Raw genomic sequence first — 15998 nt, 5'->3', positions numbered from 1 at the left:
TCCCCTTGTCATTCTAAGCAAAGCGAAGTATCTCTTAAGGATTCTAAAAATATTTCTTGTCATTCTGAAGTCTTGCGAAGTAAGGCTGAAGAATCTCATAATGTAGAATCTAAAAGAGATTCTACACAAAGTGGCAATACTATCATTAGAGGTGATAACCTTGATGTGTTGAAGCTCCTAAAATCTGCTTATAGTGAAAAAATCAAAATGATTTATATCGACCCGCCTTATAATACTAAAAACGACAATTTCATCTACCCCGATGACTTTAGGGAGGATTATAATGAGATTCTTAAAGAAGTGGGATTGTTACTTGAAAATGAAAGGGGAGAGTGGGTAGAGACAGAGGCTTTAAAATTCTTTAAAAATATCACAGGGAGCAAATCTCATAGCGGGTGGCTTTGCTTTATGTTGCCTAGACTAAAACTTGCAAGGGATTTATTGCGTGAAGATGGCGTGATTTTTATCTCTATTGATGATAACGAACAAGCAAATTTAAAGATTTTGTGTGATGAGATTTTTGGCGAGGAGAATTTTGTAGGAGATTTTATCCGCAAGACAAAATCTACAACAAATGATGCTAAAACAGGGCTAAACTATCAACACGAATTTTTACTTTGCTATGCAAAAGATAGAGAATTTGTTAATCTTTTAGGCGGACAAAAAGATTTAAGTAAGTATAAAAATCCCGATAATGACCCAAATGGTGAATGGATTTCCAGTGATCCTAGTGCTAAAAGACAAACGAAAACAGGATATTTTCCCATAACCAATCCTTATACAGGCAAGGAGGATTATCCACCCAAAGGAATGGATTGGAGATTTTCACAAAATACTCTACAAAAACATATTGATGAGGGGCGAATTTGCTTTAAAAAAGAACATAAAGAAAATGAAAGAGGTTTTATTTATAAACGCTATTTAAAAGAATTAAAAACACATCAAAAAACTTTTGATTCTCTAAAATTTACTGAAAATAGCTTTATGAATCAAAGTGCTACAAAAGAACTTTTAGCTTTAGGAATGGGTGAATATTTTACTTACCCAAAGGGAGTAGATTTTATAAAAGAGATTTTAAGGCATTCTACGAATCCTAATAATGATTTTGATGAAGAAAGGCAAGAAAGTAAGCATTTAGATACCTCACATCTAAGTATGACAAAAAGGGAAAATTATCATACTAAGCCTTTGGGTGAAGAATCCCCTTGTCATTCTAAGCAAAGCGAAGTATCTCTTAAGGATTCTAAAAATATTTCTTGTCATTCTGAAGTCTTGCGAAGCAAGGCTGAAGAATCTCATAATGTAGAATCTAAAAGAGATTCTACACAAAGTGGCAATACTATCATTAGAGGCGATAACCTTGATGTGTTGAAGCTCCTAAAATCTGCTTATAGTGAAAAAATCAAAATGATTTATATCGACCCGCCTTATAATACTAAAAACGACAATTTCATCTACCCCGATGACTTTAGGGAGGATTATAATGAGATTCTTAAAGAAGTGGGATTGTTACTTGAAAATGAAAGGGGAGAGTGGGTAGAGACAGAGGCTTTAAAATTCTTTAAAAATATCACAGGGAGCAAATCTCATAGCGGGTGGCTTTGCTTTATGTTGCCTAGACTAAAACTTGCAAGGGATTTATTGCGTGAAGATGGCGTGATTTTTATCTCTATTGATGATAACGAACAAGCAAATTTAAAGATTTTGTGTGATGAGATTTTTGGCGAGGAGAATTTTGTAAGTAGTTTTGTGTGGCAAAAGAAATCGGGCGGAGGACAAGCAACATTATTTTATGAGGGACACGAATATATTTTAATTTATGCAAAAGATAAAACTTTAATGCAAGGATTATTTAAGGTAAAAGATAAATCAAAAAATATTGAAACGGATTTTTTAAGAAAAATTCACGGTAAATATACAAATAATTCTAAGCTTAAAGCAATGTATGAAAAATACCCAAGTAAGCTGATTGAACATAGAAATTTAATGTTTGAGGAAATGGATATATTTTTACAAGAAAAAATGATTACACAGGAAAAATACAATGAAATTAAACAAAATTTAGTAAATGGGACATATTTTTTAAAACCATATAATGATGATTTTAATCTTGTTTGTCGCTACAATGTTAAAAATCAATCTCTAATGTATTCTATAATTTCAGGAGTTTGGACTTCAGATGGTAATACAGAAATTGAAAATATATTTGGGTATGATGATATTTTTAACGACCCAAAACCCACCGTATTCCTTAAACAACTTATACAAAGCGTTACAATAAATCAAAACAATGAGCATTTACGGGGGGGGGGATACGCCTCATAGCTTAGAAGCTCAAATTTGTGATTCTAATTCCCTTTGTCATTCTAAGCCTTTGGGTGAAGAATCCCCTTGTCATTCTAAGCAAAGCGAAGTATCTCTTAAGGATTCTAAAAATATTTCTTGTCATTCTGAGCCACTCTCCCCTTGTCATTCTGAAGTCTTGCAAAGCAAGGCTGAAGAATCTCATAATGTAGAATCTAAAAGAGATGTTTCGGGCTTTTCAAGCCCTCAACAAGACAAGGTGATTTCAAATCAAGCACAAAGGATACTAGATTCTAACGCAGAAGCAGTTGAGATGAGAAATTGCGGTTTTCAAACTCGAGGTGAAAGGAGTTTAGTAAGCCTAAATGACCAAGCCAAGAGTGTAGAATCCGCGATTTATCGCTCAAAACAAGACGAAGTCGCAGTTTCTTTAGCGAATGCAGAGTCTGACCTTATCCTAGACTTTTTTGCAGGAAGTGGCACAACCGCTCAAGCGGTAATGGAGCTTAACGCAGAAGATGGAGGCAATAGAAAGTTTATTCTCGTGCAAATTGATGAAGAAATCAAAGAAGATAAAAGCAAAATTGCCTATGATTTTTGTAAAAATGAGCTGCATTCCTCTAAGCCTTGCATTAGTGATATTACGATTGAGAGGGTAAAGAGAGCAGGGGCAAAAATCGCTAAAGAGCATAAAGACTTCAAAGGTGATTTGGGCTTTAATGTGTATAGTTTGTGTGATAAACCTAGCTTAACCTGTGATAAAGAGGGGCATTTAGAGCTACTTGTAGGTAGAGAGGGTGCAAGCCCTAGCGATATTGCAAGAAACCTTGCATTGCAGTGTGGCAAAACCTTAGATAGAGAGCTAGAGTGTATTATGGAATCTAAACTCTATAAATGCGAGGATGTTTATTGTGTGGTGGAGTGTGATAAAGAAGTGCTAGAATTCTTAAGCCATACCAAGAATGAGTATATTTTCATTGATGGTTATGCTAATATAGGATTAGAGGAATTTTTAAACCTCAAAAATAGTGCAAATATTGACGAACGCTTAAGAATAGTGTATTGATAAAGCTTAAGAATTAATAAGAGCAAGGGCTATGATAAAGAAAGTGATATACCCGAGCCAGAGCAAAAAAAGATTGATTATGCAAGAGTATTTTTTAAAAAACTAGGAGAGAGTATGCAAAATAAAAATATTAAAGTGCTTTTTAGCCCCCGCATAAACAAGCAAAATTTGCTACAAGTCTTGCAAGAGGTTATGCAAAAAAGCAATGAAAAGAAGCAATGAGAGCAAAAAGCAATGAAAAGAAGTAGCTGAAAGCAAAAAGAAGATGAATGGATTCTAAATCTAGTTATAAGACATTGAAAGGTAAAATGATTAGAACAAAAATTAAATCAAACAATACAAAAAAATTCTACTAAAATATATAAATTGAAAAAAGTAATAGGATACAAAAATCTTATCTTTAAATAAGTTATATAAAAGGAAAAATAGATGAGTTTTGTAGAAAGTAAAGATAAGTTTGATAGAGAAAATATCAATAAAGATTCCTTTAGTGCATTCTTACCAGAGCATTTAACGATTAATAAACAAGTAAGATGGCTTAAAAGTGATGGTAGCAAAAATGAGCAATACTACAAATGGCAATTTCTTTTCAGCATTATAGATTCTAAGATGTTTGCTAAAGACTATATAGGCACAGAAATCTATCTGCCTAAAGGCAATAAAAATTCTGCTCCACTTAAGATTGATGCAGTGATTTTTGATGATAAGACTTGGTTTAGTAAATATCAAGATTATCATACTAATAACAATTTAGAATCTTTACAATGGCTTAAAGAGCATATTTTAGCAGTGATAGAGTTCAAAAAAGAAGATTCTAAAAGTATCGCAGAAGTCTATGATAAACAGCTCAAAGCTTATATGAAAGAAAGTGAAAAATCATTTTGCTTAGGCATTCTTTATGACACTGAACGGCTTTATTTGTTTAAAAAACAAAGTAAAGGCGATAAAACAATATTCTTGCGGTATTCCCAAGAGTTTAATCAAAAGGGTGAGGATTCTAAAACGAGTGATTTAAGCTTACACCTACCAGACCCTTATTCCAATATCCCCGATTTTGAACATCTAAAAAATTTCCAAAATCCAAAGCCCATTTTACGCGATAAAAGAAAACTTAATGAATTGGATACGATTTCAGGACTGCATTCAACAACTCTCAATCAATCTATGCGTAATATCCTTTATACCTTGGATAAAGTGGGTTTAGCTAATCAAAAAGGTTACTTGATTCTTATTCAAATCTTGAGCTTAAAAATCTATGATGAAAAGCATAATTCTCCTTTGCAATTTTATATCTTAGAAGAAGAGGCAAATTATCAAAAAATAAGTGATGAGGGAGTGCAAAACTTTATCAAAAGAATTGAAACTTTAATTGAAAATGCAAGTGGAAATTACCGCAAGATTTTAAAATCTAAAGAGTTAGATTTCAAAAACGAAAATCATCTTAAAGTATTGATTTGTATCGTCAAAGAATTTCAAGATTATTCTTTTGTAAATTCACACAAAAGTGATTTGTATCAGCTGATTTTTCACCACTTTGCTCAACCTTTTGCCAAAGATTCAAATGCACAATTTCTCACCCCCTTACCGCTCATTGATTTTTTGGTGAGTATTGTCAATCCTCGTAATGGTGAAAGTGTGATTGACCCAACTGTGGGTATTGCAGATTTTCTCTCTGTCTCTTATGTAAATTCTCATTCAAAGCTCAATGACAATAACATTTTTGGTGTAGATATTGATGAACAAATGATAAGTTTAGCTACTTTAAATATGCTACTTAATGGTGATGGAAATGCTACTTTAGAGCAAAAGTCTGATTTAGGTTCTATTGCTTATAAATTTGATAAAGACAATAAGCTTTTAGAGCTTGATTCTAATTTTAATGCAAAGGGAGATTGGGATAATAGAGCCGATGATAGAGAGCTTAAAAAGTTTGATGTTGTGCTAACCAATCCCCCTTTTGGTGAAAAACGAAGCTTTAACCCCATAACCACAAAAGAAAAAGACATAATTCAATGCTATGAAACTTGGGAATTTTATGATAGCAAGATAGACTTGGGCGTGGTATTTTTAGAGAATGCGTATCGAATCTTAAAAGATTATGGACGCTTTGGTATTGTGCTTTCAAACTCAATTGCAAGCATTGATACCCACAAGCTTACAAGACAATGGCTTATGGATAAATGCCGCATTGTTGCTATTTTTGACCTTCCTGCAAACACTTTTGCAGAAACAGGTGTCAATGTCTCTATGATAGTTGCCTATAAACCACCAAAAGCAGAACTTGAAAATCTCAAAAAGCAAGGATATAGTATTTTTATCAAAAATATAGAAAATATAGGCTATGAGATAAAAACAATTGATCGCGTTAAAACATTTTGCAATGTTTATAAAATCAATCCAGAAAATTTTGAGGTAGAGTTTGATAGCTTAGGCAGGGCAAAACTTGACGAGGACTTTAGTCAAACTATAAGAGATTTTAAATCTTGGTGTGCTATGCAAGAAGAATCTTTGCAAAAGATTTTTATTCAACCAAAGTGAGAGCGTATGGCATATATCGATATTCCAAGAGAAATAACCTATCAAGAGATAGTAGAAAATAACTACAACCTTTCTAGTAATGCCCACAAGAAACTTTTGATGAAAAATGCAAATTTTAAAACTTTAGGAGAGTTGTTAGATAGAGAACTAATGCGAAGTGATTTAGGTGTAGAGGTAGGCTCATTTGCGTATGTGAAAAAATCTCCATTTTATTTTATGCGAAGCAAGGCTTTGCAGGCGCATAGTTTTTTACCAGAGACTACAAGTGAGAGTGTGCTTTGCATATTACCACAAAGCTTTGTTAATGTAGATTTGAAAAAGGGAGATGTAATTATTTCCAAGGATAGCAACATTGGTGAAGTGGTGATTTTAGAAAAAGACTATCCTAACACTATGCTTTCAGGTGCTATGTATAAACTACCTATAAGCCAACATAAATACTATGCCCTTGCATTTATAAAGCATAAAGTTTTTAGAGAGCAGTTGGATTTTATTGTGCCAAAGGGTGCAACAATTCGTCACGCAAAACAACTCTTCTTAAACTGCAAAATCCCTTTTCCAAATTATAATTCAGTGCAAACTATTGCCTTTATAGAAACCCTCACGCAATCCATTATAGCCAAAGAAAGGCTTATCAAAGAGCGACATGCAAAGATTTTTGAGATGATAGAATCCGAACTTACCTATAACCAAAAGTCAGATTCTTTCACTTATTCGTATCCGACCTTTGCAGAACTTCAAAAATCTAGCCGACTTGATACAGGTATCTATTGTGAAGAGTTTAAGAAAATAGATTTTTTAATCAAGAACTATAAAAATGGAGTATTTTATATTGATGAGAATCACATAAAAAGTGGTAGCACTCCCAAGACACGTTTCATTGGTAAAGAGGAATATCTAAAACATCAATGGCTAACGCCCAGCCATTGCAGCGATTATGGGATAATCAAAGAAGTAGAGAGAATTAATTTTATAGGTAATGCAAATCTTATACGAGATTGTATTCTGTTTATTAATCGTGGGCAAGGAAGAGATTGCGGTAAAAGTATCTTTTATAATCTCAATGATTTAGGATTTGGACATCACAATCAAGGGATGTATAGAATTTTTAATTATCCCAAATACTTAATGCTTTTCATGCTCTGTTTTTTGAATACAGGTTTTATGCGAACATATTGTACCTATCTCTCGCTTGGCTCTAAAATGAAAGAATTAAAAATTGAGCATTTTTTACAAATCCCATTCCCAAATTTTCCCATAGAGCTACAAGAACAAATCACAAAGCTTTATCACAATCCTAATGCAAAGGTGGAATACAAAAACCTTAACTTAGAGAATTTTAAAACCCAAGATAATGAATTTTGTGAAATTGCTGGGATTTATGAGCTAGATAAAAGCATCAAAACTTTAAAAAGTATTCTTAACTCTGCTATTGATGATATTGTTAATGATAGAGAAGTAAAAATTAAATTCTAGGCAAACAAAATGGCTAAGAAAGAGAAATATATTTTGGATATTCATCGTGATTTGCAATGAAGCAATGAGAGCAAAAAAGTGATTTATACCATTAACTTATATCTTTTATCTTAATAGAGGAGATAGAAAAAATCTAATGCTATTTGGCTAAAGCAGTGATTGATTTTATAGTAATGCACAATGTTTTCTTATTTTGTTAATGCTAAAGTAATGATTGATAAGATTTTATAGCAAGAATTATAAGAATGCTAGATGAGGGGAATTTGGCTAAAGCAGTGATTGATAAGATTTTATAGAGATAGAAAAAATCTAATGCTATTTGTGTGCAAGGGTTATGAGAATAACAATGCAATTATCTTTAACAAAATTGATTATAGAATTTTTGTGATTTGATAAAAAAGTTGAATAGATTAATAACTACTTCTAGTTAAGCTTAGGGGTGATAAGCCCCAAATAGTTTATCTATCCAATTTTATAAAAGAAAGTCTAAGCAAATCTTGCAAGTTTTATTTTTCACTCTAAAGAAAGCTTATAAATAGGTTTTAATAGAATCTTACAAGTTTTATTTTTAAATGAAACTTTTTACAAATATTTCACAACTCTTATTTTAAGATTTTACATAGTGATTTTATACTTGCATTTTACTAGGTAAATCTAGCAGCATTTATTAAATAAGCATTTATTAATAAGCATAAAGAAATGTTGCATTATTTAATCTAGCAGATATTAATTTAAGGAAAGAAATGAAAAAGATATTATCATTTATGTTAATTCTTACTTTTGCTAGTAGCTTTGCTTTTGCAAAAGAGGATATTTATCCTATCACGCGTGAGATGGGTTCAGGCACTAGAGGGGCTTTTGTAGAGATTTTTGATATATTAAAAGATGTTAGGGGTAAGAAAATAGATTCTATCTCTCCAAAGGCAGAGGTTACGAACTCCACAGGGGTGATGATGGCGAGTGTAGCAGGCTCAAAAAATGCTATTGGCTATGTTTCACTTGGGGCTTTAAATGGCACGATTAAGGCACTAAGCGTTGATGGCATTGCCCCTAGTGTCGCTAATATCAATAATAAGCAATATAAAGTCTTTCGCCCTTTTAATGTGGTGATTAGAGAATCTAATCCTCTTATTAAAGATTTTTTAGAATATGCTATCAATGCAAAGTCAATCATTCAAAAGGCAGGCTATATTGCAATAGATTCTAAGGATTTTAGTAGCACTAAGCCTTCAGGTAAGCTCACTATTGCGGGTTCTAGTTCAGTAACCCCACTAATGGAAAAGCTAGTAGAGAGTTATAGAGATGTCAATCCTAATGCTAAGATAGAGATTCAGCAATCAGATTCAAGCACAGGGCTAAACTCGCTTTTAGAGGGTATCGCTGATATAGCAATGCTCTCTCGCAGTGTCAAACAAAGTGAATTAGATAAGAATCTTAGTGTAAAAGTCCTAGCCATTGATGGATTGGCAATTATCGTCAATAAAGATAATCCTATCAATAATCTCTCTTCACAAGAAATTAAGCAAATATTCACAGGTGTGATTGATTCTTGGGAGCAAATAAAGGGCAAATGAGGCAAATAACAAATAAAGCAAAAATGGAGGCAAAAAATAAGGAGAAAAGAAAAAAATGGAGAAAAGAAAATAAGGAGGCAGGGTGGGTGTAAAAGGCGGCATAGCAAAAAGGATAAATAGCAAATAAGAGTTATTTATAAAATTATAGATTAGGCTAGGGAGGTAAGGGATAAATGCAAATAATAGGCAGGGGAGTAATAATGAGGTAGGGAATAAGTGGCAAAGAAATGCTAAAAATGCTAAAAGATGTTTAGATTAAGAGTGAGTAAAAAACACTAACGATTAATGAAAATGACACAAGGGCTTAAAGATAGTATGGAAAATGTTTGAAAATGTTTGAAAATGTTTGAAGATGTTTGAAGATGTTTGAAGATGATTGAAGATGATTAAAGATGACGCAAGGACTTAAAGGCAGCGTGTTAGAGGAAAAAATGATTAAAAATGCTAAAAGATGATTAAAAGATATTTAAAAATGATAATTGCAAAATATAAGTTGATAGCACAAAGAGATAATCCTTTGTGTAGTAGAAAAAAGATAATGGCATTTGTCATTTTAAAAGGGTTAGGCGAAAAATCTTCTTGTCATTTTAAAGGGGTTAGTTAAGATTATTTTGACTTAAGCTTTTGGGCGAAGAATTATCTTGACTTAAGCGTAGCGAAGTATCTTTTAGAGATTCTAAAAATATTTAAAGAGATGTTTTGCTACTGCTTAATAAGACAAACTTCCTTGTCATACTGAGGCGTTAGCCGAAGTATCTTTTAGGGATTCTAAAAATATTTTTTGTCATTTTGAATCTGTCATTCTGAAGTCTTGCAAAGCAAGACTGAAGAATCTCATAATGTAGAATCTAACAGAGATGTTTCGGGCTTTTCAAGCCCTCAACAAGACAAGGCGGATTGCCATTGTGAGCCATTCTCCCCTTGTCATACTGAGGCGTTAGCCGAAGTATCTTAAAAGGATTCTAAAAGATTCCACAACAAGAGATTCTTCACTTGCCTAAAGGCAAGTTCAGAATGACAAGGGGGATAAATATTTAGCTTTTGTAGAATGACAAAGTGAGAGATATTTAGCTTTTGCAAACAAAAGAGATATTTCTCCTGTTTCATAGGTTTGTGCGTTGCTTTAAGCAATTCACCCACATTTGCAAATATGACAAGTGAAAAATATTAATGTTAAAAAGTGATAAAAGGATAAATAAAAGATGATTAAAAATGATAAAAATATCAATAGCTAAAAGGCAGCATGTTAGAAAAAAGCAATTAAAGGTGATAAAAGATAATTAAAAATATAAAGGACGACAAAAGATGATAAAAGGATAAAAACACTAAAAAATAACTAAAAAAGCTAAAAATAAAGGATAATAAAAGATGATAAAAATAAAAACATTAAAAGTAATTAAAGGCTATAAGAAATACTAAAAATAAAAAACTAACGCAAGAGCTTAAAGGCAGTGTGTTAGGGAAAAAGTGATTAAGAGAGCTTAAAAATAAAAACGCTAAAAAATAAGTAAAAAAGCTAAAAATAAAAGATGATAAAAGATGATACTAAGGATAACAAATGATGATAAAGATACTAAAAAATGACAAAAGATAACTAAGGATAATAAAAAAAAAATACTAAAAATAAAAAACTAACACAATGGCTTAAAGATAATATGCTAGGGAAAAAGCAATTAAAGGTGCTAAAAAAATGATTAAAAATACTTAAGAAGACAATAAAAGATGATGTAAAGATACAAATATTAAAGATAACAAAATGATAAAGATAATAAAAAATACTAGAGAGCTTAAAGATGATAAAAAATACTATAAAAACTAAAAAAATAATAAAAGACAATAAAAGGATAAAAAATGTTAAAAACACTAAAAAATGACAAAAAGGGCTTGCTATGCGTTGTAATAAATACTCTCTCAAGGACCTTTACCATTCCTTGTTGGTGCTCCTAAGGCTTACTATGCGTTATAATAAATACTCTCTCAAGGCTTTTGCAAAAGATATGAAAGAATTAATAGCTCTCATTGTGCGTTATAATAAATACTCTCTCAAGGAGGGCTTTTTTCAAGCTCTCTTTGTATCTTGTGCGATACTCTCTATCCTCGCAGTAGGCTTTATTTGCCTCTTTCTCTTTATCAATGCTATTCCTACTATTTATCACATTGGTTTCTTTGATTTTATCTTTGGATTAGATTGGTATCCTTTAGAAGAGATTTTTGGCATATTTCCTATGATTGTAGGAAGCCTTGCAGTGAGTGCCTTAGCCATTTTAATAGGTGTGCCTATCGGGGTATTTAGTGCGTTGTATCTTTCATTATTTTGCAAATCAAAGCTTAGGGCTTTTATCTTGCCTATCATTGAGCTTTTAGGGGCTATCCCCTCTGTTGTGTATGGATTCTTTGGCTTGGTTGTTTTAGTGCCATTTTTAGCCGATATTTTCGGGGGAATCTCTGGCAAAAGCCTACTTGCTGCCTCTTTAATCCTCTCTATTATGATTTTACCCACTATTATTTTAATCTCAAAAGCCGCACTAGATTCTGTGCCAAAGACTTATCTTGAGGGTGCATTAGCACTTGGTGCTTCAAAAGAATATAGCGTGTTTTTTGTTATCCTACCTGCCGCTAAATCGGGGATTTTAGCCTCTGTGATATTGGGGGTTGGTAGGGCTATTGGAGAGGCAATGGCAGTGATTATGATAGCAGGTAATCAAACTCAAATCCCCCACTCTTTGTTTGATGGCGTAAGGACACTTACTACGAATATCGTGCTTGAAATGGGCTATGCACAGGGTTTGCACAGAGAAGCTCTCATTGCTAATGCAGTGGTGCTTTTTGTCTTTATCTTGTTATTAAATATTAGCTTTAGCCTCTTAAAAAGGAATAAATAATGCAAAAAGTCGATATGGGAGAGTTCTTAGATAACTTTAGCCTTTTAAAAATATATAAAATGCAAAGGGGCAAGTAATGAAACATAAAAACATAAAAGGGCAAATAATACAAGGAAATAAAATGCAAAAAGGAATAAATAATGCAAAAATAAGTAAGAGACAAAAAATATCCTCTCTTTTTCTTTTCTTAGGTATGAGAATCTCTATTTTTAGCACTCTTGCCGTATTTTTTATATTAATTATTTTTGTGATTTTTAAGGGAATTTGGCATTTAAGTTGGGATTTATTTGCTTGGGAATACACTTCTAATAATGTCTCTATGATGCCCTCATTAATTAATACTCTAAATATGGTGTTACTCTCGCTTTTCATTGCCTTTCCTTTTGGAATCTTTGGGGCGATTTATCTCAATGAATACTGCAAAAGCCCTAAAATACTTTCTCTCATTAGTATCGCCTCTGAAACTCTTGTAGGCATTCCTAGTATCGTGTATGGCTTATTTGGCTATTTAGCCTTTGTGATTTATTTTGGCTTTAAGACAAGCTTTATTGCGGGGAGTTTGACTTTGTCAATTATGATTTTACCCCTTATCTTAAGAAGCTCACAAGAAGCCCTAAAGTCTGTGCCGCTTAATCTAAAAGAGGCAAGCTTTGCACTTGGCGCAGGAAAGATACGCACAATTTTTGCAGTCATTTTACCAGCGGCTAGTTCGGGCATACTTGCAGGTGTGATTCTTAGCGTTGGGAGGATTGTAGGAGAATCTGCCGCATTGCTCTATACTTCAGGGAGTGTGGCAAAAGTCGCTTCGCTTATGGATTCAGGGAGGACTTTAAGCGTGCATATGTATGCTATTTCTACTGAAGGATTGCATATTAATGAGGCTTATAGCACGGCAATGATACTTATCTTGCTCGTGCTTTTGCTTAATGGGAGCGCAAATTTTATCGCTAAAAAATTGACTAGATAAAGGGAGAAAATGGAAGAGAAATATTGCTTTAGCATTAAAGATATGAATCTTTTTTATGGGGATTTTCACGCACTTAAAAATATCAATATGCAGATTAAAAAGGGTGAGGTTACCTCATTTATTGGACCTAGTGGTTGTGGAAAATCAACTTTTATTAAGAGCCTTAATCGTATGAATGACTTAATTGATAATTGCAAGATTAAAGGGAAGATTTTATTTTTTGGAGAGAATATTTATAAAAAATATGATGTGAATTTATTGCGTAAAAGGGTGGGTATGGTGTTTCAAAAGCCCAATCCCTTTCCTTTTAGCATTTATGAGAATCTTGCTTTTGGAGCAAAAACGCACGGTATAAAGAAAAAAGACGCACTAGATTTTATTATAGAAGAGAGTCTAAAAGATGTGGGATTATGGAAAGAGCTAAAAGATAGATTAAAAGAATCTGCCCTTAGCCTTAGTGGCGGACAACAACAAAGATTATGTATCGCAAGGACATTGGCAATAAATCCAGAAGTGATTTTGATGGATGAGCCTACCTCTGCGCTTGATCCAATCTCTACTTTAAAAATAGAAGAGCTCATTACTAAGCTAAAAAAAGACTATACGATTATTATCGTTACACACAATATGCAGCAAGCCCATAGAATATCAGAGAAATGTGCTTTCTTTTTGCTAGGAGAGATGATAGAGCTAGATTCTACTCAAAAGATATTTAGCAATCCAAAGAATAAGAAAACAAAGGATTATATTGAGGGGCGATTTGGATAGTTAAGAAGTGATAATTTACCCTTAAATTGCTATAATTACAAAAATAGAGGAAGGAAATTTGGTCTATATCTTAGAAGATGATAAATATATCTTAGAGCTTTTAATCTATGCACTAAAATCACAGGACATACAGGCACAGGGCTTTGATAATCCTAATGATTTTCAAGTGGCTATCAATAATCATATTCCAAAAATTCTCATTCTTGATTTAATGCTACCTCATCGCAATGGCTTTGAGATTCTAAAAAGTCTTAAGAATAATCCTAAAACAAAGCAGGTTGTTGTCCTTGTCTTAAGCGCATTAAATAATGAAATGGATAAGGTAAAAGGGCTAGATTTAGGTGCTGATGATTATATCACTAAGCCATTTAGTGTAATGGAGTTTTTAGCGAGAATTCGCGTTATTTTACGCAGATTTGAGACAGAAGAAGAGAATATTTACATTGATGATTTGGAATTTTCCACACTAGAACATAGCGTGAAATTACAGGGTAAAGAAATAAAATTAACATTAAAGGAGTTTGATTTGCTAGGATTCTTGCTTAAAAACCCTAATCGTGCCTTTAGTAGAGATTCTCTTTTAGAGATATTATGGGGCTATGACTATACAGGGGAGAGTCGCACTATTGATATGCACATTAAAACATTAAGACAAAAGTTAGGCAAATGGGGGGATAAAATCAAGACAGTCCACGGTATGGGCTATAAACTAAAATCAAAATAGACACAAATATGCGACAAAAGATTTTTACAACCATTTTTGTAATAACCCTATCTGTTGTGTGTGCAGCAAATTTATACCTTATCTATTACACACAGGCTTGGGAGCAAAGAGAGATTTTTAATATCCTAAAAATCCACGCAAAGAGCCTAGAAACCTCGCCTAAATCTCTATCTAGCCTATCTAATCTATCTAATTATCCTTATCACATCACGCTTTTTAAAGAAAATGGCGAGGTGTTGTATGAGCTAAATGAGCTGCATAATGATGAAACTTATAATAATAAATTTCAAAATAAATTAGCACAAGCCTTTAGAGAGGGGGAATCTAATGCAAGCTATTACTCAAAAACACTTCATAAGAGAGTGTATAGCCTCTATCTAAAAGTGAGTTTGGATAACACTTCATTAGTGTTAAGAATCTCTCTTTTAAGAGAGTATCTATCAAGGCTTTTATTATCACTGCTTCCTATTTTCTTGCTTGAGTTAGTCTTAAGCTTTATTGTAAGCTTTGTTGTCTCACTTATGCTCACACGAAAAATTATTGCACCCTTAGAATCTCTCACATTTGATAATATCATAAGAAAAGCCCCCTACACAGAGCTAAAACCACTTTTTAATGTGATAAAAAATGAATACAACATTATCACACATCAGCTAAAGGGCTTAGAGAAAAATCAAAATCAAATTTTGCTTTTGGCACAAAATATGAGCGATGGGCTGATTTTTCTTAATAAGATTGGCAAGGTATTGCTTGTAAATGAGCACGCTAAGAAGTATTTTCCAGATATTTTTCCCTCAAAAATCATTCATAAATGCAAAGATAGCTTTTTTGTCCAAAAGGTGCTTTTTCATTTGAGCGAATTTAAGCGATACAAGAGACAGCAAAACCAATCGATACAAATTTCTTATAAAGAATGTGAATTTCTCTTTTGTCCAACTTATTCTAAGGGTAAATTTAAGGGTATGATTATTATTTTGCGTGATATGGACGCAAAGCTTAAGGCACAAAAATTAAGAAAGGAATTTAGTGCAAATGTTACTCACGAGCTTAAAACCCCGCTCACATCAATCCTAACAAGTAGTGAGATGATGAAAAATGAGCTTGTTGCTAGAGAGGATTTTCCGCAATTTATTAATGTCATTGAGAGTGAAGCAAAGAGACTTTTAGAAATGATTGATGAAATCTTTAAACTCTCATTTCTTGATGAGAATCAGCCCATCACAATGAGACGCTTAAATCTCAAGCCTCTTGTCAAAGAAGTCTATCAGCACTTAAAACTTCTTGCAGAAAAGAAAGACATCTCTTTTTGCGTTATTTTGCAGGATTGCTTTGTGCTTGGCAATGTTGAGTTATTGAAAAATCTTATTTATAATCTCTGTGATAATGCTATTAAATACAATAAAACAGGGGGATTTGTGAATTTAGAGCTACGCAAAAAAGGGGAGAAAGCCCTGCTTATAGTTAGAGACAATGGCATAGGCATTGCTAAGGATTTGCAAGAGAGGATTTTTGAGCGATTTTTTTGTGTGGATAAAAGTCGCAGCAAAAAGCTAGGTGGAACGGGGCTTGGGCTATCTATCGTAAAATCTGTCGCAAGGTTTCATCAAGCAAATATCACATTACAAAGCAAGCTAGGAGAGGGAAGCGAATTTGTGATTGAATTTATGACTGTGATATGATAATTACCTTTTTTGTGTGG

Annotated in this window: 9 protein-coding genes and 1 pseudogene; all 10 read left to right on the top strand. The window is 32.9% G+C overall.

Translation table 11 applies throughout. The features are described from left to right. Positions 1–2325 (top strand): site-specific DNA-methyltransferase (locus CQA44_RS13265; RefSeq protein WP_258864981.1); only part of this gene is annotated, 2325 nt, incomplete at its 5' end. A 421-nt stretch (positions 2326–2746) separates the two neighbouring features. Next, positions 2747–3370 (top strand): annotated as a pseudogene (locus CQA44_RS13260) (DNA methyltransferase); the annotation flags it as partial. A gap of 429 nt (positions 3371–3799) precedes the next feature. Continuing rightward, positions 3800–5908, top strand: a complete 2109-nt coding sequence (locus CQA44_RS09395) for a class I SAM-dependent DNA methyltransferase (RefSeq protein ID WP_115546998.1) — start codon at positions 3800–3802, stop codon at positions 5906–5908. Between the two features lie 6 nt (positions 5909–5914). After that, positions 5915–7384, top strand: coding sequence for a restriction endonuclease subunit S (locus CQA44_RS09390; protein WP_115546997.1), 1470 nt, complete (start codon positions 5915–5917; stop codon positions 7382–7384). Positions 7385–8127: 743 nt separating this feature from the next. Continuing rightward, the gene (locus tag CQA44_RS09385; protein WP_115546996.1) at positions 8128–8958 is read left to right on the top strand and encodes a substrate-binding domain-containing protein; all 831 of its coding nucleotides are present in this window, start codon (positions 8128–8130) and stop codon (positions 8956–8958) included. 1997 nt (positions 8959–10955) lie between these two features. Beyond that, positions 10956–11840: a phosphate ABC transporter permease subunit PstC gene (pstC, locus tag CQA44_RS09375; protein WP_115547001.1), complete on the top strand. Its 885-nt coding sequence runs from the start codon at positions 10956–10958 to the stop codon at positions 11838–11840. A gap of 193 nt (positions 11841–12033) precedes the next feature. Then, a complete protein-coding gene (gene pstA / locus CQA44_RS09370) occupies positions 12034–12807 on the top strand; it encodes a phosphate ABC transporter permease PstA (RefSeq protein ID WP_258864983.1) in 774 nt (257 codons plus the stop codon). A gap of 9 nt (positions 12808–12816) precedes the next feature. After that, positions 12817–13575 carry a phosphate ABC transporter ATP-binding protein PstB gene (pstB, locus tag CQA44_RS09365; protein ID WP_115546994.1) on the top strand — a complete coding sequence of 253 codons (759 nt, stop codon included), beginning with the start codon at positions 12817–12819 and terminating at the stop codon, positions 13573–13575. Between the two features lie 58 nt (positions 13576–13633). Then, on the top strand, positions 13634–14299 hold the full coding sequence (locus CQA44_RS09360) for a response regulator transcription factor (protein WP_115546993.1): 666 nt from the start codon (positions 13634–13636) through the stop codon (positions 14297–14299). 8 nt (positions 14300–14307) lie between these two features. Beyond that, positions 14308–15978 (top strand): HAMP domain-containing sensor histidine kinase, encoded by a 1671-nt coding sequence (locus CQA44_RS09355; protein WP_115546992.1) that lies wholly within the window; start codon positions 14308–14310, stop codon positions 15976–15978. Positions 15979–15998: the final 20 nt, after the last annotated feature.

The organism is Helicobacter sp. MIT 14-3879 (assembly GCF_003364125.1).
This window is presented reverse-complemented; position numbering and strand designations above follow the sequence as displayed.